This window comes from Spirochaetia bacterium (genome assembly GCA_022482625.1).
Classification (GTDB): domain Bacteria; phylum Spirochaetota; class Spirochaetia; order Sphaerochaetales; family Sphaerochaetaceae; genus Pleomorphochaeta.
On record JAKVOU010000001.1, the window covers coordinates 1,136,110 to 1,159,132 of the forward strand.

Below are 23,023 nucleotides of genomic sequence, written 5' to 3' on the forward strand. Positions count from 1 at the left end.
AACTGGGCTATTCCCCTGTGTGTATCTCAGCACAATCCGGGGAATTTGATGCAGAGCAAGGTCAGTACCAAAGTACCTATCGTAGTGTTCAGCACCGTGCATATGCCGACATACTTATATGACTGCCGGGCATTCGTCTTTGCAATCTCATTTGCAGCGATATATCCTGCATTCGTAGGCAATGTGTCAAATGTAGTAGCAGAGAAAGATGCAATCCTGTGGAATGCATTCATGTTTACGCCCAGACTCTGGAACGTAGGAGTAAACATCGGAAGTCCTGCACCAAGACCTGCAGGGCCAGAACCACAGATCAGAGTCATGACCATCAGGGCGAACATTGCTATCAGCAACGCCGGGCCGTTGATCAGGGTCAGTTTCTTCGAAAATATAGCAAAGGAATTTGTTATGGCCACAACAGAACCGAAACCAGCAACCGCCCCTGCCTGACAAGAAACGACACAAGCATTTGTACATGCATTCTCCAACGCTTTGAGAATGTCTTTGAGTCCCTTCAGCTGTTTGGCAAAAATGGCAATCGCAAGGATACTTCCGACCATAAGAGCAAAGTTGACATTGATCTTGAAGGCATTGAACAGTACAAATACTACTACCATCGGAATGAGGGCAATAAGCGGATTCGGAAGTTCCTTGTCAGTAGAAGCAGCTTCGGCACCGACTGTGGTTTCAAAGGTATGCCCACCTGCAATCTCTTTTTTCGCAGCAGTATTCAGATACATCACATTCAGGAACAGGATCAACGTACCGGCAATGAAACCAGGCAAGGCAGCAGCCATCGACGAAGTACCAAGGTACCACATTGCCTGAACATTCTGGATTTGAGGAGAACCAGGCATTGCAAGAGCTGACGTAGCTATGCATCCCAAGATCATACCAGGTACCATATAGCGCGGAATATCTGATTCTCTGCAAAGTTCCAAGGTAAGAGGTGTCATGACAAACATAAGGACTATTGCACTTACACCGCCATAGGAAAGCAAAAGGCCAGAAATGAAAACAATCAGAATAGTCGCAAGAGGTGTCAGCTTATCATGTTTTCCCCTGAATATATTGGAAACTCCTCTTGCAATGCTGGAAGCAGCACCGCTGGTTCCATAGATTTCTCCAAATACAGCGCCCCATAAGAAAATCGGCAATTGTCCGATAAGAAAACCACCGACACCATTCATGTAAGTAGTCAAGTAGCCATCAGTTACAGAAATACCGTTGAAAATACAGACAATCATACTTGCTACGGCTCCGATAATGAGCAACGGCCATCCTTTGATGACGAAATAAATCAAAAATACCAATGAAAACAAAATGCCTAGAATCCCTATTACCATTTTCCCTGACCAGCAATCGTCATAAGATTGGACTGATCTCCTCCCATAGATTAATAGAATTTTATTCCTTATTAGGTATTATATATTTGATAAATAAGAATCATGAAAACCTCATCACACATCAATACCTTACGAATAACGAATGGATAAAAGAAAAAATATAGTTTTTCCTTCTTACTCACTCGTAAAACAGTAAGATGTAACTTGCTATTTGTGAAATAGTATTTTATTCATTATGTCATAACATATTCATTATAAAATGGATATAAAATCCTATAAGAAATACACAGGACAAGAAAAATTCGGTTAATAAAATAAATCCCGAAAGAGTAAATAAATAATAAGCCAACAATCAGAATACATTGTCGGCTTATTCAGCATTTTGTCATTACTTTCTAGTTTTAATTATCTTATGATTCCAACAGAAAAAAAAAGAAATCCGCAAATTCCTTGTTGTCCACAAGAAAATCAAAATTACGTAGGAGCCCCGCATCAAACATACCAAGCGAAGGGTTTTCTACCACCTTCTCAAGATAGCTTTTCAGTTCATCAATATTACGTATGACTGGATGATGATCGGAAAGCAACCTTTTGATTGATAATGCACTGCGTTGACGTTGTCCATGCCTGAACTGTAGATAAGCCTGGTAGAATGATGTCTCGAACGGGGGTTGGCCTCCATAGGCCTCCACAGACTTGCCAAACGCTATCTCGTCTTCCTGACAGGCAAAGAATTTCAGATGAAGCCGTCGGCTAAGGTCACTACTGCTACCAAATAAATATTCAGCGGTAGTAACAATTTCCTTTGTATCAGCCTCATCGTGCCTGCGATTCAGCAAAAAGAACAACCGCTCCAGACACCCTGCAAGTTTTGTTGCATCAAAATATGACGTAGGATCTGATCCTGGAGCAAAGGCACCACCATCCCTCATTCTCTGTTCAAGTCGTTTTCTATAACTGCGATACAAGTCAATCTGCGTTTCTTCATCTTCCAAACTGGCACGGAAATCGACAATCTCACTATCATACGGATCAAGCTTGAGAGCCTTGCGGGCATAGTGCCTGATCAGTTCAACATCTTCATTGTTCCGGAGTGCTTCCTGAGCCTTTGCCAGAAAAGCCTCGGCCTTGGTTTGGGTTCCGAATCCCGTCGCCTCAATCATCTTGCGATAACGGTTGACTTTGAACGCAATAGTATCTTCCGTATCAAAGGTAGAGGCATTGGCCCGCGCAAAACCTTCGAATTGCAAAACCTTGCGCTCTATTTTTTCATTCATTCGGACTACTCTTTTCCATATACCCAGAAAGACTTTCCTGCACAGCAGAAGGAATAGATTGAATTTTCCCTGTATCAGGATCAATGCAGGCAAGTCTTACTATAAGATCAGCAAGCAATAGTTCTTCCCGCATTATTCTCTGATGTACGGTCATCGAAAACCGCTTCATAGAAAACACTGTCGTACGGACAGTCAGATGATCACCCAGTTTTCCCGGATGATCATAACTTACTTCAAGTTTTCTGACAACAAAGCTGAATTTTTCTTTCAGCAAGTCATTCAGACTAAAATATTCATTTACCATTTCGCTGCGTGCATGCTCAGCAAAATCCAGATAATGGGGGTGGTAGACCACACCTCCACAATCAGTATCACTGAAATATACAGTAACAGGAAAAACATGTTCCATCAGACCTCCACCTCTGCTCCGTCAAAGCGGAGCGTAGCAAAATAATCATCGATTGTCTGACGCCGTCTGATCATTCGGACCGTACCGTCACCAGCAAGCAGATATTCTGCAGGACGGAGTTTCGCATTGTAGTTGAAGCCCATTGAATGCCCATGGGCGCCGGCATCATGCAGAACAAGTATGTCGCCTTTCTCAATCTTGCACAACTGCCTGTCAATGGCAAACTTATCATTGTTTTCACAGAGGCTGCCTGTCACATCATACACATGGTCCTTCGGCAGTTTTTCCTTTCCCACTACGGTAATATGGTGATATGCACCATAAAGGGCCGGTCGCATAAGGTCAGCCATAGAAGCATCCAAACCGACATACTGCTTGTATTTTGAAGTCACATGGCGGACCCGGCTTACCAAGTATCCATAAGGACCGGTAATATATCGGCCGAGTTCAAAGGCAATTTCAAGCGGAGCCAAACCGGCAGGAATGATAATATCATCGTACAGCTGGTGGATTTTTTCACTGACATAGCCGATGTCCATAGGTTTGTCATCGACTTTATAAGGGATCCCTACCCCGCCTCCTAAGTCCACGAATGAAATCCTCACACCTGTCTCTTCCTTTATTTTAAGGCAAAGTGAAAATATCATATGCGCAGTTTCAACGATATATTCAGGATTCAGTTCATTTGAAGCTACCATGGTATGCAACCCAAATCGCTGGCATCCCTTTTTTTTCATGATCCGATAAGCTTCGGTGATCTGTTTGCTTGTAAGACCATATTTTGATTCGACAGGATTACCTATGATGGCATTGCCTGTCCGTTCCGCTCCTGGGTTGTAACGGAAACAGATAGTAGAAGGCACACGTCCCAAAGCATGTTCCATTGCCTCTATATGGGTAATATCATCCAAGTTGATCACAGCCCCCAGTTCATAGGCCTTGACGAATTCCTCATCAGGGGTATCGTTGCTGGTCATCATGATCCTCTCACCGGAAAGGCCACACTTATGGCTCAAGAGCAATTCAGGAAGCGATGAACAATCTGCTCCATACCCAAGGTCAAACAAACGTTTGAGAATGGAAGGATTCGGGCAAGCTTTCACTGCATAATAATTTCTGAAGGAAGGCGCCCAAGCAAAAGCATCCAAGAATGCTTTTGCATTGTCAATGATGGCCTTTTCATCATAGAGGTAAAACGGAGTCTGAATCTGCTGTGCCAATGACAGCAGTTTTTCGTCGCTGCAGGGAAGATCAAGATGACTCATTCCATATGCTCCTTGATTGAGGCAATTGCCTTTTTAACATTTTCCTGATGCCCATAGGAAGAAACCCTTACGTAGTGCTCTCCCGATGGTCCGAAACCACCCCCAGGAGTAACAACGACATGGCAGGTATCAAGCAGATAGTCAAAGAACGCCCAACTATCCATTTCATTCGGAGTCCTAGCCCATATGTAGGGACTGTTGTCTCCGCCGAAACAGACTAAGCCGACCGATTCAAGTCCTTCCCTGATAATCCTGGCATTCTCCAGATAATAGCCAACCAGCGCCTGACATTGGGCCAATCCCTCTCCCTTGAGAGCAGCCAATCCTCCCGCCTGCGCTATGTTGCTGGCACCATTGAAGAAAGTACATTGACGCCTATTCCACATACCATTGAGCTGTCCTGGTACAGAATCTTCCACGACCAAGGCTTTTGGTACGATTGACCAACCAAGACGCACACCGGTAAAACCTGCACTCTTGCTGAAGCTGTTGATCTCTATGGCACATTCCTGTGACCCTTCAATCTCAAAGATTGTATGTGGCAATTCCTGATTACTTATATATTCGCTGTAGGCTCCGTCAAAAATAATCACGGCCTTTTCCCGGCGGGCATAGTCGACGAACTGCTTCATCTGGACCTTTGTCATGACGGCTCCTGTAGGATTGTTCGGAGAACAAAGGTAGATGAGATCGACATGGCAATCGGGAACCTGTGGAATAAATCCGTTTTCCACATTACAGGGAAGGTAGACGAAGTTGCTATAACCACCGATGGCCTTGTCATATACTCCGCTTCTTCCCCCGACCACATTGGAATCGACATAGACAGGATAGGCAGGATCGGCTACTGCAACGATGGCATCCTTGGCAAAAAGCTCCTGGATATTTGCGGCATCAGACTTGGCTCCGTCAGAGACGAAGAACTCCGTTTCCTCAAGTTCAACACCATAACGGTCGGTATACATTTCCCTCAAGGCCAGCCGCAGGGAAGTATCACCCTGCTCATCACCATAGCCGGTATAAGTTGCACGGTCTGAAAGCAAATCAAGCTTATGCTTCATAGCAGCTACCAGTGCAGGAGGCAAAGCCTCAGTCGTATTGCCGATACCGAGTTTCAGCAATTCCACCCCAGGATGTTTTTCTTGCCATGCATTGCACCGTCTGCTGACTTCAGGAAAAAGATAGCCAGCAGCGAGCAGGCCGAAATTTGTATTGAGATGCGCCATACTACCTGCCCTCTCCTATACCAGGAAGCCTGTCCTTCAGATCATCGATAACCTTGAAAAGCTGCTGCCGATGATCAGTCTGCTCATCCAATGTGCACAGAGGAAGCCTGAAGCTTTCAAGGCACCATCCGAAATGCGCAAGGGCAGTCTTTATAGGAATCGGGTTCGTTTCAACGAAACATGCCTTGAAGAAAGGAGCAAGCAGATCATTGATAGCCTGGGCCTTCTGCCAGTCACCGGCAAGGGCAGCATGTATCATATCGCTCATCTGCTTCGGGAAAAGGTTTGAAGCAACGGAAACGACACCATGGCCTCCGGCCTTGATAAGATCAAGACAGATGTTGTCATCACCGCTTAGTACGGTAAAGTCCTTGCCTTCCGTCCGGACAATGACATCCTTCATCTGCTCCAAATTACCGCTTGCTTCCTTGACTGCAACGATATTGCTGCAATCCTGTGCAAGCCGGACAAGTGTCTGCGTTTCGACATTGACACCGGTCCTTCCTTTGATGTTGTAGACGATGCAGGGAATATCCACAGCATCTGCAATTGCCTTGAAATGAAGATACAGACCTTTCTGAGTCGGTTTGTTATAATACGGATTGACCAGCAAAACAGCATCTGCACCGTGGTTCTGTGCATGACGCGAAAGCCTGATTGCCTCTGAAGTGGCATTGCTTCCCGTACCGGCAATGACCGGTACCCTGCCGTTGACGTATTCCACTGTAAGCTGGATGACCCTGTCATGTTCCTCATGGGAAAGCGTCGGGCTTTCGCCGGAAGTCCCGCAGGGAACCAATCCGTCAATTCCACTCTCAATCTGATAATCAATCATTCTCTTGAGGGAATCGGTATCAACATTATTCTTTTCCGTAAAAGGTGTCACCATTGCTGTGTAGACACCATGTGGTATGGTTTTTATCATCTGTGGCTTCCTCCTGGATATAATCCTAAGCTTTGATTTATTCCGTGGTATTCTCTTCTACCAGACTGGCAACAAGATCATCCAATGTATAAAGTCCTTTCTTTTCTATGATCCATTCTGCAGCGACCAGAGCGCCTTTTGCAAAACCTTCACGGGTCCTGGCCCGATGTATCAATTCAACCGTATCAAAAGGTGAATCAAACGTTACCGTATGTGTCCCAGGATCCCATCCGCCTCTAGTTGAGGATACATGGATCTCTCCCTGTTCACGTTTTCGATCCAATCTTTCGGTAACAAGGGAATCCTTGCCTTTGAAATTGTCCAGCAAAGTCTGTCCCAATAGCAATGCTGTTCCTGAAGGACTGTCCTTTTTTTCCATATGATGACTTTCATGAAGCGAAACATCGTAAGTTCCTAAATTACCGAACAACTTGGCTGCATAGGCAACCACTTGTCTATAAAGTGCAACTCCTACTGAAAAGTTGCTGCTATAGATAAGCGAACATTCAGGATAGGCAGAAAGGAATGCCTCCACTTCAGGAAGTCTGTCATACCAACCGGTAGTTCCTATTACTGCAGGAATACCTTCACGTGCATAGTAGTTGATATGTTCTTCCACGGAAGCAGGATTTGAAAAATCAATGATGACATCTGCTTTGTTACTGAGGGCTCCGGAGGCAAGATCCAAACCTGTGACAAGCGGACTGGGAGACCACGGGTCGACGACCGCAACAATTTCGTGCCCCTCATCTTTTGCCAACTGCATGATTTGTTTGCCCATACGACCGAAACCTACAATTGCTATTTTCATTGTATACCTCGTTGGAGGTTATAGTAGCAGACTACAACAACAATGTCTAGCAATAACAAAATGTTTTTTTAATAACACGGAATAAGCAAATCATAACATCATTTTCGTTTTTTATGGTCCCTTTTCTCACTTACACGGATGTAATCCGCAAAAGTCGCCTGTTCCTCTTCTGCATGATACCGATGGATACTGTCTTTTGGGAGTGAAATCTGCAAGCCGGACTTTCTCATGGGTCTCGAACGGTCAAGACGACTCTGTCTTACGACTTCCGTCTCCTGTCTGGTCTCAAAAGGATCCACATACACCGTATTGACCGGTGTAACCGTGGATCGTACGACCACCTTGCGATGGACCGCAGTTTCTGAATTTGTCTTTCGATGGACAGTGACTTTTCCTGCAACGCGAGCAACAGGCTGGGAGGTCACAGGTTTCGGTTGCTGTCTGCCAAGATTTGAAAAATATGCAGCCGAGGACGAAACCGATGCCGCAATCTTCACTTCTTCGCTCAGAGGAGCCGGCACACGGACATCAGAAACCTTGTGTATCGTCATGACTTTTCCTTCTTTCTTCAACATAGCCCGTTTCTGGGCCAGCTGATCTTCAGAAAGAGGGACTCTTCGGCTGACTATCTTTTCTTCATATCCACAGGAAAGCTTCTGGCAGACAAAATGCACAGCACCCTGTTCATCAATAATCTTCATCATCAGGCTATGGCAATAAGGACATTCCTTGCTTTCCTTGAAGTCCGGAGCATATCGGTCATGGGAAACCTTGATCTGACCAACCAGCGTACGAGTCACTTCCTTGATATCTTCTACGAAAAGGTTCCAGTCGTCCTTACCTTTGCTGATGGCAGCAAGGCGATCCTCCCACTTGCCGGTAAGCTCAGGAGAACGAAGCAGCTGCGGGGCAAGACGCACAGTTTCCCTACCCCGTGCAGTCGGAACAAGTTCATTCTGTCCGTTTCTATCGACATAATGGTTGGAAATAAGCTTCTCGATGATATCTGCACGTGTTGCGGGAGTACCAAGACCAGCTCCAAGATATTTCTTGGCCTGTTCATCCTCTACGAAACGACCGGCATGCTCCATGGCAGAAAGCAAGGTAGCATCACTATAACGATGGGGCGCCTCAACAGCCATTCGTCTGAGTTTCAGTTTTCCAAGCTGTACAGCATCCCCCTCGGCAAGCTTTGCAAGCATGCCATCTTCATTATGCTCATCCTTGGTGTTACTACTTACCTGCTTCCAACCTAATGCAACAGGATCAGTTGACCGTGCAACAAAGCGATATCCTCCCACGGTTATCTCGGCTGTCGTCGTCACATAGACATAATCAGGAAGCAGTACTTCAAGGAAACGTACAGCAACAAGCTTCCAAAGAGCCTTTTCATCTTCACTAAAGCGCGAAAGATCAACTTTTTGCTCAGTAGGCAGCAGCGCATGGTGGTCAGAGACCTTGTCATCCTGTATAAGCCGGGAAAGATCCTCACGGACCTTGCCATGAAGAAGCTTGATTGCCGCAGGTCCCAGTTCGGTATTGGAAAGCGCAAGCAGACGATCAGGGAAAGTCGGTACGATGTCATGGGTCAGATAGCGGCTGTCAGTTCTTGGATAAGTCACGATCTTATGGACTTCATACAAACGCTGCAGTACATCAAGCGTCTTTTTGGCACTGAATCCCAAGCCAGTATTTGCATCACGCTGCAACTCTGTCAAATCATAGGCCAAGGGAGGAGCCTCACGTCTTTCCTGATGATCGATTTTGGTAACTTTACCTGCCTTGCCTTCCAACTCCTTCATCAGCCTGCGGGCTTCATTCTCTTCTGTGATCCTTACACTGTCCTCCGTCGGATAAAGACTTGCCTGGAAAGAGTCGAAATCACCTTTGAGCGTCCAATAGAATGAACCCTCGAACTTTTCAATTTCTTCTTCCCTGTCACAGAGTATCTTCAGCGTAGGTGTCTGGACACGTCCGGCACTCATCCTGGCATCGAACCGGCAAGTCAGGGCCCTGCTGACATTCATACCCACATACCAATCCGCCGCGCTGCGGCTTTCTGCGGCATGGAAAAGATCAAGAAAACCGTCACCGTCCTTGAGGTTTGCGAATCCTTCCTTGATCGCTGCATCGGTCTGGCTACTGATCCACAGACGTTCTGTCTTTCCTTTCCATCCGGCCTCTTCCATGATCCAGCGGGCGACAAGCTCGCCTTCCCTGCCGGCATCCGTGGCTATGATCAAGCCGTCTATGTCACTTCTCTGCATCAATGCCTTTACTACGTCAAACTGCTGGCGGGAATCCTCAATCGGTTCTTTTTTCAATTCCTGCGGCAAAATAGGCAAAGAAGCCAGACTCCACCTCTTATATTGTGTTCCATAGCTTGCAGGCGGAGCCAACTCAATCAAGTGCCCCAAGGCCCAGGTAACGACGTACCCATTGCCTTCGATATAGCCATTCGCCCTGCTTCTGCATCCCAATGCTGCTGCAAGTGTCCGCCCGACGCTTGGTTTCTCAGCCAATACAAGCTTCATCTTCTTTTCTCCTCGGATAATCCCTATCTTCCTTGCTGAACTTTAGTCTGCCGTCTGCCGTTTTTCAAGTACTCTCCTTGCAAAGGGCAGTAAAGGATGCTACCCTCTTGCTGACAGACCACCTGATATCCATATATATAAAGGAAGGCTACGATGCCTATACATACAAACAAAGACAAAGATACGAAGTTCCTGACAGAAACAGATTCACTGATCAGCCAAGGCAACACAGAAAAAGCCGAAGCAATATTGAAAAAACTCTGCAGACAGGGAAATGAGGAAGCAACAAGGAAACTTGCAGACTTGCTGATCGGACAGGAAAAGACTACGGAAGCCAAGGACTTGCTTGCATCCTGTACTGAAGATGCATCACAGTACCTTTTGGCTACAATTCTTGAAAAAGACGAAAAGAGTATCAGCCAGGCCGTTGAAATCTACAGCCAGCTAGCAAAGAAGGGTAATCCGGAAGCCTCATGGAAACTGGGACGTTGTCTTTATGACGGAGACGGCTGTACGGAAGACCTTACCAAGGCAATGGAACTGCTCACCTTCGCCACCGGACACGGTATCAAGGAAGCAGAATACTACCTGGGATTATGCTACTACTACGGAGACGGTACGGAAAAAGACATCGTCAAGGCAATAGAACACTTGGATATTGCCGCGACAGAAGGCAACGCCAATGCAGCGTACACGCTCGGTACCATCTACGAAAGCAATGATACGGTAAAAAGGGACGAAGCAAAGGCAGCTGCTTATTATCAGAAGGCAACGGAAGACGACCATAGCCTTGCCCAATACCGTCTTGCAAATCTGTATTACAGCGGAGAAGGCGTAGAAAAAAACATGCAGAAAGCATTCAATCTGTTTACAGATGCCTCTACAGGTGGACTTGCTGACGCCATGGACAGCCTTGCCTACATGTACCATCAAGGACAAGGCTGCAGCAAGAGCATACCTATGGCCTTCCAATGGTTCAAGGAAGCCCATGAACACGGATCAGCGAAAGGAACCTTCCATCTTGCCCTGTGCTATTTCAATGCAGATGGTGTAGCTGCAGACAAAGGACTCGCCATACAATTGCTCCATGAAGCAGCTGATGCAGGCATCAGTGATGCCAACACGATTCTCACACAATTGAAAAAAGCAGAAGAAGAAAACAAGAAAATACACCCGACAAAAGATAACCTGCAACAGTTCATGGAAAAGGCTGAAAGCGGTGACGCCGAGGCTATGCTTGAACTAAGCAACTACTATCTGTCACATATTGAGGACAAAGAAAACATCCGCAAAGGCATCGATTATCTGAAAAAGAGTGCTGACAATGGAAACACTGATGCACAGGTAAATCTCGGTGTCTGCTACTACACGGGAAAATTTGTTGAAAAGGACAAGGAAAAAGGCATACAGTATACACAGAAAGCCGTCAACCAGAAGAATATAAGAGCCTACCACAACATGGGAACCTATTTGCTGTCCGGCACGCCGGACATAAATCAAGTCAGGCAGGCCATGACCTTGTTCAGCGATGCGGCAAAACTTGGCTATGCACCATCGATGTTCCAGATGTCCCGTTTCTTTGACGAAGGCAGAATTCTTCAGAAGGAACCACAGAAAGCGGCCTATTGGCTGGCTGAAGCGGCAAAACGAGGCGATGCAAATGCACAGTTTAATCTTGGACGATGTTTTGAAGCCGGCCACAATATGGAACAGGACATGGAAAAAGCTGTCTTTTGGTATGACAATGCTGCAAAACTTGGCAATGTGCTGGCAATGGACCGTATGGGAGATCTGCTTTTCAACGGCACACAGGTACAGAAAGACCAAGAAAAGGCTGTCAGCTATTATGATATGGCAGCCGTACGGGGCTTGCTCCATGCAATGAATATATCTGGATATTGCCACCTGAATGGCATCGGCTGCAAGCAGGACATACAGCAGGGTATCAAGATGTGGGAAATCGCAAGCCAGAACAACTATCCTGATGCGCAGTACAATCTGGCTTGTTGCTATCTTCAAGGTATCGGAGTCGAAAAAGACGAGGCAAAGGCAAGGGAGCTGATGGAAAAAGCAGCAGAAAGCGGACAGGTAAAAGCAAAAGATTTCCTTCAGGCTTCTTCCGGTAGCAAACAACCCGATTAATGGTTTTCTCTTTTATTTAGAACTTGACTTGGACAAGGCTCGCTCATATACTTAATGCAAATAATTTATTGAGGAGTATCTATCATGGCCTACAAAATTACTGATACCTGCGTTGCTTGTGGAACCTGCGCTTCAGAATGCCCCGTCGGTGCTATTTCTGAAGGTGATATCTATAAGATTGATCCAGATACATGCATCAGCTGCGGAACCTGCGCTGAGGTATGTCCTACCGGTGCAATCGTAGAAGACAACTAAGCTTCTTATCTGCAACGACAGAAAAAAAGGAAGGGAACCTGGAATAGACTAGGTCCCCTTCTTATATAGTCAGGAATAGAAACTATCAGCTCTTCCCACAAAAGAGCTCCAGATGATGTTACCTTAGATGGCAAAAAACTTATTTTGTAAAAATACAATTGCTCTATTTCTATCCAAATGATAGACTTGCCCCATGAAGATAAAGCGGATACTTTCAGTAATCGGAGGAATTGTAATTGTCCTCCTTCTTATCATTGCAGGTTATTTTCTGTATGTCATGCACCAATATTACAGGATTCCTGATAAACAGCCGCTTGAAATCTACAACCCCGTTGCTACGGCCCCTTTGGAAAAAGGAAAGGCATATACAGCTGTTACCTATAATATAGGGTTCGGAGCCTATGATCCTGAATATAGTTTCTTCATGGAAACAGGGACTATGGACAACGGACAGAAAACAAAAGGGAAATACGGCAAAGGCAAAGACAAGGAAACGATCCTGAAAGATACCAACGGCTGTGCAGAAACCGTACAAGCCCTCAGCCCCGATTTCGTACTGATCCAAGAAATGGACAGAGACAGTACGCGCAGTTATCATGTTGACCAAAAGGCAATCTTTGATACTGCATTGAGTGATTACTCATCAGACTATGCAATCAATTTCCATACTGCTTATCTCATGTTTCCGCTGTATGATCCACATGGAGCCTCGTTGGCTGGTATCGCAACCTATTCAAGATGGCACATCGAAGAAGCGGTACGCATGAGTTATCCTATCGACAATTCTTTTCCACAGCGATACATGGATTTGGATCGGTGTTTTTCAGTACAACGACTACCGGTGAAAGGCGGCAAGGAACTTGTCTTGATCAATTCCCATATGAGTGCATACGACAAGGGAGGAAAAATCAGAAAATTACAGCTCGAAAAGCTCAATTCCTTCATGCAGGCGGAATGTGACAAAGGTAATTATGTAATTGCAGGAGGAGATTTCAACCATGCACTGGGAAAGGAAGTCCTTACCTGCTTTCCGTCACAGGAAAAGGTTCCCATGTGGGCAAATGTACTTGAAGATAGTGACTTGGCCTCTTCCATGCATATCTGCAAGGCAGACAATGAGTTTGAAATACCCACCTGTAGAAGTTCTGACCTGCCATATACGAAAGGCATAAATTATTCTACAGTCATAGATGGTTTCCTGCTTTCCCCTGGTATCAGCGCTACGGCACACAACATAAGCAATGACTTTGCCTACAGTGACCATCAGCCTGTCCGTCTGAGCTTTACGTTGGAATAATAATACCCCTTGAAAAAAAAGGGCCAAGAGTACCACAATTGACCCATCGGAGGAACCGCAAGGTGATCAACAATGACAATCTGTTGCTTCAAGGTATGCTGAGTGTCTCGGAGCTTACTGAACTGATCAAACAGACCTTGGAAGGGGGCTTCTACAATCTGCAGGTAACAGGAGAGGTTTCCGGTTTCCGACCATCTTCCACAGGGCATTGGTATTTCAAGCTCAAAGACAACAAAGCATCTATTGATGCTGTCATGTTCAGAGGCAATACTTTTCGGGTAACCGTACCTCCGAAAGATGGCGACGAAATAACTGTGACAGGAAGTATCTCCGTCTATGCCCCACGAGGAACATATCAGATAAAAGTAGACTCAATTGTCCAGACCGGCCTGGGCGATATTCTCAGGCAACTTGAAGAGCGAAAGCAACGTTATAGCCAGCTAGGCTGGTTCGATCAAGACCGCAAACAACCAATCTGTCGTTTCCCGCAACGCCTAGGCGTCATTACCAGCCCAACGGCGGCTGCATTGCAGGATATTCTGCAGGTAACTGCACGGCGTGCTCCTGATCTGGATATCATCATAATTCCGGCAACCGTACAAGGAAAAGAAGCAGCAGCGTCGATTACCAATGCTATCCACATTGCAGAAGACCTGAAGCTCTGTGATCAACTGATCATAGCCAGAGGAGGAGGTTCCGTCGAAGACTTACTGCCCTTCAGTGACGAAACGGTACTGCAGGCTATCCTTGCATGTACCATTCCTGTCATTACCGGCGTAGGACATGAAATAGACTGGGCGTTGTGTGATTATGTGGCAGATATGAGAGCCCCTACTCCCTCCGCGGCCGCTGAACTTGCAACGAAAGGCATCTTTGAAGCAAGGCAACAGAGAGAATCAGTGGAAGAAGACCTGAAGCATTCCATACAGAACAAATTGCTGCTGACAGAACAGAAACTGCACGCCTATGACCGTCAATCCCTCAGCACGACTATACGTTCCAGACTTGACAGCTGCCAGCTGATAAGTGCAGGACTGGAACGGGACATGGAACTGTATATGGAACGTTATTTCAATACACGTCAATCCAAGCTCCAACAGTATGACTGCAGAAATCTTGCAAAAGCACTGCTTGCACAGCTTGAAGGACAACAGGCCCGTTGCAAGCTGACTGCAGCCAGCATTGCAGAAACAGAACAAAATCTGCTAAAATCTTTGGAACACAGAATAAGGCTGTCTGCCGGAATAATCAGTTCACTAGGCCCCCAAGGCTTGTTGGACAAAGGATACGCAATTGTCAGTGACCATAAAGGACAGATTGTCAAATCCTGCCGTCAGGCAAAACCAGGAACGAACCTGACACTGAAACTCAGTGACGGAAGTCGGCAAATACAGGTAAAGGAGGACAGGTAAATGACATTTGAAAAAGACTTGGAACGCATGGAAAAGATTGCAACTGCGCTCAGGTCAGACAACACCAGTCTGGAAGATAGCCTCAAATTGTTTGAAGAAGGCATGAAACTCTCACATGACCTGGAAAAGCGGCTTGAAGAAGCAAAAAGAAAAGTCAAACTTATCATGCAGGACAATGAAGGCGGTATTGAAGAAAAGGATATGAAATCAGATAAAGAAGGAGATAACGAATTTGCTTTCCAAGGAAAAGAAAAATAAAATCATCTTTCTCATCAGCTGTGAGGATAAAAAAGGTATATTGGCCAGAACTGTAAACTTTTTCTATGACAGGGATTTCAATATCCTTCATTGTCAGCAGTATACGGACAGCTATGAAAACATGTATTTCATGCGAATGGAACTGGATATGGATGACCTGAAGACGACCAGAGCCCAGCTTGAAACAGATTTCAGTGCATTTGCAGTGGAAAACGGCTTCCACTGGTCCTGCCATTACAGTGATTATGTTCCACGGATGGCAATTCTCTGCAGCAAGACAAGCCATTGCGTCTACGATCTTATTGCACGTAAAAACCAAGGGCAACTCCATTGTGAGATTCCCCTGATCATTTCAAACCATCCAAATCTGGAAGGATTGGCATCCAGCTTCAGAATCCCATACTATTACCTTCCGGTAACAGGAAATACAAAAGGCCAACAAGAGGCCAAAGTAAGACAGCTGCTTGAAAAATTCGACATTGACCTTGTCGTCCTTGCACGGTACATGCAGATACTCAGTGAAGAATTCATCGATGAATGGCAAGGCAAGATCATCAATATACACCACGCATTCCTCCCTGCGTTCCAAGGAGCGAATCCATACCTCAAGGCTTACCAACGAGGCGTAAAAATCATAGGAGCCACAGCCCACTATGCCAGCCGCGACCTTGACCAAGGGCCTATCATCGAACAGGAAGTACTGAGAGTCAACCATGAACTGACCCCAGATGGCCTCAAGGAAGCTGGCAAGGATGCCGAAACCAGAGCTTTGGCAAAAGCTGTCCAGGCACACCTTGAATCGCGGATCATCATCTATAAGAACAGAACAATTGTCTTCAATGCCCAGCATTGAGGTATTTTCTCAGTCCGTCCAGCTGGAGTTCTGAGAAAACAGCGATTCCATGTGCTTTCAGCAATGAGGCTGTAATACCATCTGCCCTTATCAGAGTGCCTGAGAACGTACCATCATAGACAGTCCCGTTGCCACAGGAAGGTGACCGGCTTTTCAGCAAAGCACAGTTACAACTGTTCTTCTCTGCACATTCCAATGCCAGCCTTGCACCCAGTTCAAAATCCGAAGTCATATCCCTTCCATTCTTATCAATGACGCGACCATCGCACAATTCAGCAGGAGAACGAGGAATAGCGAGACCAGCCGCAGTTTCAGGGCAGACAGACACAAAACTGTCTTGACCTATTTCTTCCATGAACCGGCAGACAGCTGTATCAGCAGCTCCTTTGCCGTCGTATCGGCAAGCGATTCCCAACAAGCATCTTGAAATCAATATTTTCATGGTCCAAGGATACTCCATGACAAATTTGACAGCAAGCAGGGATCCAAGCAAAAGGGTAAAAAAAGCCGCTTCCGGCTAGCAGTTTACCAGAAGCGGCCAAGTAACAATATTGAAGGTCAGTAAATCAATCAGTCATCCTGCAAGGCATCATAGCCTGTTTCGCCAGTTCTGACCTTTATGACATCCTCAACATCATAGATGAAGATTTTTCCATCACCATAGTGCCCGGTGTACAACACGGATTTGGCTGTATCAACCACCGTTTGTACAGGAACCTTTGAAACCACTACCTCGACCTTGATCTTAGGCAGGAGGTTCATCTCAACAGGGACACCACGATAGTATTCATTACGTCCTTTCTGCATACCACAGCCCATTACATGGGTCAAAGTGATACCAGTTACTTCTATATCGTTCAATGCCTTTTTCAAGGCCTGGAACTTAGACTGTTTGGTAACAATGACAACCTTGGTCAACTTCGCACCAGTGCTCACGTCCTTGACGGAAACAGCAGCAGCGGGAGGAACATCACCAGTCTTGAAGCCATTTTCAACTTCTGAAGGATAGCCAAGGCCATTGACCATCGGCATAAAATCTGCATAAGCACTTTCAAGTCCATGCTCTTCAAGGTCAAGACCTGCAATTTCTTCTTCAGGTGAAACACGAAGTCCGATCGTCTTGTCAATGATAGTGAAGATGATAGTCATCGTAACCACAACCCAGATCATGACACTGACGACACCCAGCAGCTGTATCAGAAAGAAATGAACACCACCGCCGTAGAAAAGACCACCGTCTACAGCCAGCAACCCAGTCAGCAAGGTTCCTGCTGCACCACAGACACCATGTACGGCAACAGCACCGACAGGATCATCAATCTTAAATTTCTTTTCAATGACTTCTACGCCGAGTACAACAAGGATACCACAGACGATACCGACGATAGCTGCTCCTACAGGAGAAACTGCATCACAGCCAGCAGTTATACCGACAAGGCCAGCAAGAGCACCGTTCAAAGTCATCGATACATCAGGCTTCTTATAGCGAACCCATGTAAACAACATAGTGGTACAGGCAGCCACAGCAGCCGCAAGGTTAGTCGTAACAAAGATATGGCTGGCACTTTCGATTGTTGCATCACCGGTCATGGAAACGGTAGAACATCCGTTGAAACCGAACCATGCAAACCAGAGGATGAATACACCCAAGGCGCCTAGGGTCAAACTATGACCGGGAATGGCCTGAGGTTTGCCGTTTTCATCAAATTTTCCAAGCCGTGGTCCCAATTTGATTGCGCCGACAAGAGCAGCCACACCACCGACCATATGGACAGCAGTAGAACCTGCAAAATCGTGGAAACCAAGAGAAGAAAGCCAACCGCCACCCCAAATCCAGTGACCACTGACAGGATAGATAAGAGCACTGATAATCACAGAATAGATACAGTAAGCAGAAAACTTTGTCCTTTCAGCCATGGCTCCTGATACAATCGTAGCAGCAGTTGCACAGAAGACAGTCTGGAAAATCAGGAAAGCATATGTCGGGAAACTGCTGTCATAGTTTCCGCGTACAAAGAAATCCGGGACACCGATGAATGGCAATGAACTACCATCTTTTGTTACACCGAACATCAATCCAAAGCCAAGGATCCAGAAAACCGGTGTTCCAAGCGAGAAGTCCATGAGATTCTTCATGATGATATTCCCACTATTCTTTGCCCTTGTGAACCCTGTTTCAACCATGGCAAACCCAGCTTGCATGAAAAATACCAATGCAGCTCCCAACAATACCCAAATAGTGTCAACTGAAGAAAACATTTCTTCCCTCCTGAATAAAAGGACGCGCAGGCTTCAAACAACCCGCACGTCTTTGTGCTCATCCCTACACCCCACCCGAGGTGTTTCTTCTGGTAAAATAAAAAAGGCGACGTGAGCCATTTGAACTCACATCGCCTTTGATGTATGCGCTATTCATACTATCTTTTGACCGTTTTTGTCAATCAATCTGATACAAAAAATAATAAAAATATATAAATTTATTTTATATTTTATTACAATATAAATAATTAAATTTTATCATTTTCTACAAACCTTGGCTAACTAATAAACTGGTCAAAAGGGCCATCTGCAACAGAACACAACAAATTTGACATTATCCCACACAGATATCAACCAATTCTTCACTTATCGGATGCCGAAATTTTACCTCCGTAGCACGTAAGCCAAGCTGGGTCCCGGGCTTCCCTCCATACAGCAGGTCTCCATCGAGAGGATGCCCGCTCCATGCAAGATGAGCTCTTATCTGATGACGGTACCCATTGTTCAACCTACAGCTGTAGCGATTGTTTCCCAAATATACAATACGGGTCTCATACCATCGTCCAGAAGCTTTCCTCCCTATTATCCGAGAACATCCCGAAGTTACAGGAGCAACTCTCTGACGCCCTTTCCCGTACGGACGGAACATACTGCCGACAATAACTTCAACACCTCCTGATTCCTTTGGATCTTCCAGGTCATAGCTTGGAAAGCCCTCAGGAACAGGTTTCTTTTCTTCAGTAGAACAGATGGCAACATATTCCTTCCAAAAAAGCCCAGCCTTCTGTGCATAGGCCAGCTTATCAAAGCATTCCTTGTTCCGGGCTATCACCACAAGTCCGCTTGTATCAGTATCCAAGCGATGCAATACCCCGTTTTCCCAGGCATTATAGCCAGAAAAGGAGCAGACCTCAGGATAGCGTCGGCTGACGTGACCAAGGAGAGTATCTGCCTGCGATCCGTCATGTTTCAAAGGAACGGTCCTGAGACCCGCAGGTTTATCCACGACAAGCAGGTCATTATCTTCATATACTACAGTAAACATCCGATCATCCATACAAAAATTAAAACAATCCTATCAAAGATAGTAACAGACCCTATGGTTTTTGTCATTCGGGATTGCTACCAAAGAGTCTTGCCACATGGGCAGAAAAAAAAGCAATAATTCCAAAAGGGACAAATGTCAGCAACATGGCAAGCTCATAGCCGAATGTACTTCTGGAATCCTTTTTGGACTTATCACCGCCGAAGCGACTGGAAAAGGACCCCATGGGAATACCATAAGTATTACCGACCATAATAAGTCGTATTGCCCCTAATATGGCACGGGCATTTTTCCGACCATACGTTTCTACAATCCTGTCAAATGCCTTTTTTGAATATTTTCCCCTGCTATCGGCATAATGCTGGGCAAACAACAAAGCTTCTTTCTCCTGGTCAGGGGCATGAGAAAGTGCTCCCTCAAGCAATTGTACTACCTCACCATCAGCAAGTCCTGCTTCCAGAGCAATCCGTGTATGTACATAGGTACAGAGCGGACAGCCATTTACTTCCGTAACAGCAAGCATAATCCGCTCTTGGAATTTCAAATCAAGGGCTCCAGACCGTTTGCCAGCTTTGAAATCAGGCAATGAAATAATAGCCTTGTAGAGATTACGAAACCCCTCCGAGGGGCCATAGAGTTTTTTACCTTTCGTTGCATCCATTAAATTTCTCCGTGGAGTTATGATACCATGACCATTGCAAGCAGTCAGTGATAAAGTTCCGAAACGATTTTTTTGTTTCAAACCATCAATTTCTGGTGTATACTTGTCCCATGCAAGAAATACCTATCAATACCTACTCCTCCCCGACGGTTATCCTTGACCTCATCTACAGATTAAAAGTCAAAGATGTCATGTCCAAGGATCTGGAAACAGCCGGGAAGGAAACCAGTCTGAGGGAAATACAGAAACTGATGAGGGAAAAGAAAATCACAGGAGTCCCCATCGTACAAGGGAAACGTCTGATCGGCCTTATTTCAATGGATGATATTATCCAAGCGCTGGACAAGGGTTACATTGAAGACCCCTGCTTCGACCATATGTCCCGCAATCTGATTGTTCTCGAAGATGATATGCCCATATCTTTCGCAATAAGTTATTTTGATCGCTTTTCCTTCCATCGTTTTCCAGTACTGAACAAGCAGAAGGAACTGATCGGGATGATTACAAGCAGGGACATCACCTCTACGTTGCTGGTCGAAATCAACAGGGAAGTTGAAGACCTGGAAAGAAAAAACAGCAACAATTTCCCTTCAAACCCAGGTTCCATAGACGGAGAACTTCACTCCTATGCCATAATGAAGCATGATTTCGAAAATGCCGGTTACGCAAGCACACAGATAAAGAAAAAGCTCAAGAAGGCAGGCGTGGCAAGTGCAATAATCAGAAGAGCTGCAATTGCTTCCTATGAGCTGGAAATGAATATCGTTGTCCATTCTGACGGTGGCGAACTGCTGGCAAACTATACGCCTGACAAACTTACCATTACAGCAATGGACAGAGGACCAGGGATACCGGACCTGGAAAAAGCACTTACTCCAGGTTTCTCCACAGCCACGGATTGGATCAGATCCTTAGGATTCGGTGCAGGCATGGGACTTCCGAATGTAAAGAACGTCAGTGATGACTTCGCAATTGAAAGCGGGCAGAAAGGTACAAAGGTGACCTGCGTCATCAATCTTACGCCCAAGACAGCGTCCAAGGAGGACAAATAGCATGACCGTAGCAGACATTTCAGCAATCAAAGGTATCGAAACCGTATACATGGGTAACAAGGATGCAGAAGTCACCACCGCATATACAGGTGACCTGCTCAGCGATGTAATGGGAAATGCAGAAGAAGGATGTGTACTCATAACAGTGCAGGCTCACAAGAACACTATAGCAGTGGCTTCCCTTTCTTCCATGCCTGCCATAATCACCTGCAATGGCAGGGAATGTCCCCAGGATATGATCGAAGCTGCAAAGAAAGAAGAGATTTCATTGTTCACGACCGATGAAAATCAATTCAATGTATCTGCAAAGATAGCCAAGGCCCTTGGATGCTAGCTGTCCTGGATCTGCACAACCACAGTTGTCTTTCTCCTTGTGGCAGCGATGACCTGACACCAGCTTTGCTTGCCGTAGAAGCAATGGAACAGGGCATCAACATACTTGCCCTTTCTGACCATAACTGTTGCAGGAACCTGCCCACCTTCAAGGAAGCATGCGAACTTTGTTCGATCATGCCGGTCTTCGGCATGGAAGTCAACACGATTGAAGATACCCATATCCTGGCCCTGTTCGGGAATCTGGACGATGCCATGGAATTCGGTACCTTCATAGAAACCTTGTTGCCTGAGATCAACAACGACCCGAAGCTCTTCGGCAACCAACTCGTCGTTGATATCGAAGGCAATATCAAAGAAACCTATAAAAAATCGCTTCTGACGACCTGTGGTATTTCAATTGAGGACCTGGTCAGTGAAGTGCTCAGCAGAGACGGCCTTGTCATACCGGCCCATATAGACAAAGGTGCAAACAGCATCCTTTGCAATTTGGGTTTTCTGCCTGATCTTCCGTTCTCTGCCCTTGAAGCAATACAACCGAAGAAACACAAAGATATCTACAAGCAAACAATTCTGACAGGATCTGATGCCCATTACCTGCAGCATGTAGGAAGAAGAGCATGCCAACTGGAATTGCCATCCATTGACTGGGAAGGCCTCAAGCAGGGGCTTCTGGATGGACATGTCTTTTATAAAGGCGATTTTCAACAGGAAAGTACAGAAAAAGCTACCTGAATTTACAGAAATGCTGATTCAACCGATGCTATAGCCTTGTACAAGATACCTGCAGACAGCACCATCAGGCAAAAGCCTCCTTATACTTTTTAGGCAAAAAAAGGCCTTCTTCCATGAAGAAGGTCCTTTTATTGATACCCTTTTTCATAATCAACTGTCAGAACGTCCGAAAATCCTCAGCAGATACAGGAAAATATTGATGAAATCAAGATAAAGGGTAAGAGCTCCATAGATGCTCGCCCTATGATAATCAAGTTCACTCATGCTATAGCCATATTCATCATTGGTCCTCTTGATCTTCTGTACGTCCCACGCAGTAAGACCAAGGAAGACAAATACGCCGATGACACTGATCAGCAAATCAAACATCGTTGACCTGAAGAGGAAATTGACCAACATGGCAACAATCAATCCCCAAAGCGCCATACCTGAATAATAGCCGATTCCACTAAGGTCCTTATGCGTCGTCGTAGCATAGAATGACATTCCGCCGAACATCAAAGCAGCCACGAGAAAGGCCTTGAAAATCGTAGGCACTGAAAATGCATAGAACAGTGTACTGAACGTCACTCCTGTTACAAATGCATAGCCCAGGAACGTAAAGGTAGCCCTGTTGCGACTCATGTCCTGAATGCGCGCTGACAGATAGAAGACCAATCCGAACTGCGCAATGAACAGGAATATGAGAAAGAAGGGATTACGCAGGAACAGGGTCATCAATCTCTGATTGGCTGCTATTCCATAAGCAGTCACCCCTGTCACTGCCAGCCCTGCAGTCATCCATAGATATACGTTTCTGACAATACTCCGTTCTCTCGCCTGGATATTACCGAGCATTGAAGCCAAATTTCTATCCTGTGACATATTTTATCCTCCGTACACTCCTTATAATTTCATACTTTCCAATCATTTCGTCAAGGGTTATGGCAAA

Annotated in this window: 22 protein-coding genes; 9 read left to right on the top strand and 13 right to left on the bottom strand. The window is 45.7% G+C overall.

Annotated features, from left to right (window positions below):
• Window positions 1-26 precede the first annotated feature (26 nt).
• From LKE40_05130 to LKE40_05165, 8 genes are all read right to left on the bottom strand, one after another.
• A complete protein-coding gene (locus LKE40_05130) occupies window positions 27-1,319 on the bottom strand; it encodes a hypothetical protein (protein MCH3916839.1) in 1,293 nt (430 codons plus the stop codon).
• A gap of 434 nt (window positions 1,320-1,753) precedes the next feature.
• Window positions 1,754-2,620 (bottom strand): hypothetical protein, encoded by an 867-nt coding sequence (locus tag LKE40_05135; GenBank protein ID MCH3916840.1) that lies wholly within the window; start codon window positions 2,618-2,620, stop codon window positions 1,754-1,756.
• Window positions 2,613-3,029: a YbgC/FadM family acyl-CoA thioesterase gene (locus LKE40_05140; protein MCH3916841.1), complete on the bottom strand. Its 417-nt coding sequence runs from the start codon at window positions 3,027-3,029 to the stop codon at window positions 2,613-2,615. The genes LKE40_05135 and LKE40_05140 overlap by 8 nt, the downstream gene beginning before the upstream one ends.
• Window positions 3,029-4,294 carry a diaminopimelate decarboxylase gene (lysA, locus tag LKE40_05145; GenBank protein ID MCH3916842.1) on the bottom strand — a complete coding sequence of 422 codons (1,266 nt, stop codon included), beginning with the start codon at window positions 4,292-4,294 and terminating at the stop codon, window positions 3,029-3,031. Before lysA ends, LKE40_05140 begins: the two co-directional genes overlap by 1 nt.
• Window positions 4,291-5,520, bottom strand: coding sequence for an LL-diaminopimelate aminotransferase (locus LKE40_05150; GenBank protein ID MCH3916843.1), 1,230 nt, complete (start codon window positions 5,518-5,520; stop codon window positions 4,291-4,293). The genes lysA and LKE40_05150 overlap by 4 nt, the downstream gene beginning before the upstream one ends.
• 1 nt (window position 5,521) lies before the next feature.
• Window positions 5,522-6,445 carry a 4-hydroxy-tetrahydrodipicolinate synthase gene (gene dapA / locus LKE40_05155; protein ID MCH3916844.1) on the bottom strand — a complete coding sequence of 308 codons (924 nt, stop codon included), beginning with the start codon at window positions 6,443-6,445 and terminating at the stop codon, window positions 5,522-5,524.
• Window positions 6,446-6,482: 37 nt separating this feature from the next.
• Window positions 6,483-7,256 (bottom strand): 4-hydroxy-tetrahydrodipicolinate reductase, encoded by a 774-nt coding sequence (dapB, locus tag LKE40_05160; protein MCH3916845.1) that lies wholly within the window; start codon window positions 7,254-7,256, stop codon window positions 6,483-6,485.
• Window positions 7,257-7,354: 98 nt separating this feature from the next.
• On the bottom strand, window positions 7,355-9,790 hold the full coding sequence (locus tag LKE40_05165; GenBank protein ID MCH3916846.1) for a DNA topoisomerase 3: 2,436 nt from the start codon (window positions 9,788-9,790) through the stop codon (window positions 7,355-7,357).
• Window positions 9,791-9,943: 153 nt separating this feature from the next.
• On the opposite strand from LKE40_05165, the gene LKE40_05170 reads away from it, so the two are divergent.
• The 6 genes from LKE40_05170 (at window position 9,944) to purU (ending at window position 16,007) form a co-directional block, all read left to right on the top strand.
• The gene (locus LKE40_05170) at window positions 9,944-11,932 is read left to right on the top strand and encodes a sel1 repeat family protein (protein ID MCH3916847.1); all 1,989 of its coding nucleotides are present in this window, start codon (window positions 9,944-9,946) and stop codon (window positions 11,930-11,932) included.
• Window positions 11,933-12,016: 84 nt separating this feature from the next.
• The gene (locus LKE40_05175; GenBank protein ID MCH3916848.1) at window positions 12,017-12,187 is read left to right on the top strand and encodes a 4Fe-4S binding protein; all 171 of its coding nucleotides are present in this window, start codon (window positions 12,017-12,019) and stop codon (window positions 12,185-12,187) included.
• Window positions 12,188-12,380: 193 nt separating this feature from the next.
• Window positions 12,381-13,484 (top strand): endonuclease, encoded by a 1,104-nt coding sequence (locus tag LKE40_05180; protein MCH3916849.1) that lies wholly within the window; start codon window positions 12,381-12,383, stop codon window positions 13,482-13,484.
• 62 nt (window positions 13,485-13,546) lie between these two features.
• Window positions 13,547-14,896 (top strand): exodeoxyribonuclease VII large subunit, encoded by a 1,350-nt coding sequence (gene xseA / locus LKE40_05185; protein ID MCH3916850.1) that lies wholly within the window; start codon window positions 13,547-13,549, stop codon window positions 14,894-14,896.
• The gene (xseB, locus tag LKE40_05190; GenBank protein ID MCH3916851.1) at window positions 14,897-15,154 is read left to right on the top strand and encodes an exodeoxyribonuclease VII small subunit; all 258 of its coding nucleotides are present in this window, start codon (window positions 14,897-14,899) and stop codon (window positions 15,152-15,154) included.
• Complete coding sequence (gene purU, locus LKE40_05195) at window positions 15,129-16,007, top strand: formyltetrahydrofolate deformylase (GenBank protein MCH3916852.1); 879 nt, start codon at window positions 15,129-15,131, stop codon at window positions 16,005-16,007. Before xseB ends, purU begins: the two co-directional genes overlap by 26 nt.
• Here purU and LKE40_05200 read toward each other — a convergent pair.
• From LKE40_05200 to LKE40_05215, 4 genes are all read right to left on the bottom strand, one after another.
• A complete protein-coding gene (locus LKE40_05200; protein ID MCH3916853.1) occupies window positions 15,991-16,449 on the bottom strand; it encodes a DUF523 domain-containing protein in 459 nt (152 codons plus the stop codon). The two genes, purU and LKE40_05200, sit on opposite strands and share 17 nt — an antisense overlap.
• A gap of 128 nt (window positions 16,450-16,577) precedes the next feature.
• Window positions 16,578-18,266: an ammonium transporter gene (locus tag LKE40_05205; protein ID MCH3916854.1), complete on the bottom strand. Its 1,689-nt coding sequence runs from the start codon at window positions 18,264-18,266 to the stop codon at window positions 16,578-16,580.
• Between the two features lie 334 nt (window positions 18,267-18,600).
• On the bottom strand, window positions 18,601-19,311 hold the full coding sequence (locus LKE40_05210) for a pseudouridine synthase (protein ID MCH3916855.1): 711 nt from the start codon (window positions 19,309-19,311) through the stop codon (window positions 18,601-18,603).
• Window positions 19,312-19,375: 64 nt separating this feature from the next.
• Window positions 19,376-20,053, bottom strand: a complete 678-nt coding sequence (locus LKE40_05215) for a carboxymuconolactone decarboxylase family protein (GenBank protein ID MCH3916856.1) — start codon at window positions 20,051-20,053, stop codon at window positions 19,376-19,378.
• Window positions 20,054-20,082: 29 nt separating this feature from the next.
• Between LKE40_05215 and LKE40_05220 the strand changes: the two genes are divergently transcribed.
• Genes LKE40_05220 through LKE40_05230 form a run of 3 tightly spaced genes read left to right on the top strand, consistent with a single transcriptional unit; the run spans window position 20,083 to window position 22,092 of the window.
• Entirely contained in the window at window positions 20,083-21,024 is a 942-nt protein-coding gene (locus tag LKE40_05220; GenBank protein ID MCH3916857.1) for a CBS domain-containing protein, read from the top strand.
• Between the two features lies 1 nt (window position 21,025).
• The gene (locus tag LKE40_05225) at window positions 21,026-21,358 is read left to right on the top strand and encodes an iron-sulfur binding hydrogenase (protein MCH3916858.1); all 333 of its coding nucleotides are present in this window, start codon (window positions 21,026-21,028) and stop codon (window positions 21,356-21,358) included.
• A complete protein-coding gene (locus tag LKE40_05230) occupies window positions 21,352-22,092 on the top strand; it encodes a PHP domain-containing protein (GenBank protein MCH3916859.1) in 741 nt (246 codons plus the stop codon). Before LKE40_05225 ends, LKE40_05230 begins: the two co-directional genes overlap by 7 nt.
• 150 nt (window positions 22,093-22,242) lie before the next feature.
• On the opposite strand, the gene LKE40_05235 is transcribed toward LKE40_05230, so the two are convergent.
• Complete coding sequence (locus tag LKE40_05235; protein MCH3916860.1) at window positions 22,243-22,956, bottom strand: Bax inhibitor-1/YccA family protein; 714 nt, start codon at window positions 22,954-22,956, stop codon at window positions 22,243-22,245.
• Window positions 22,957-23,023 lie beyond the last annotated feature (67 nt).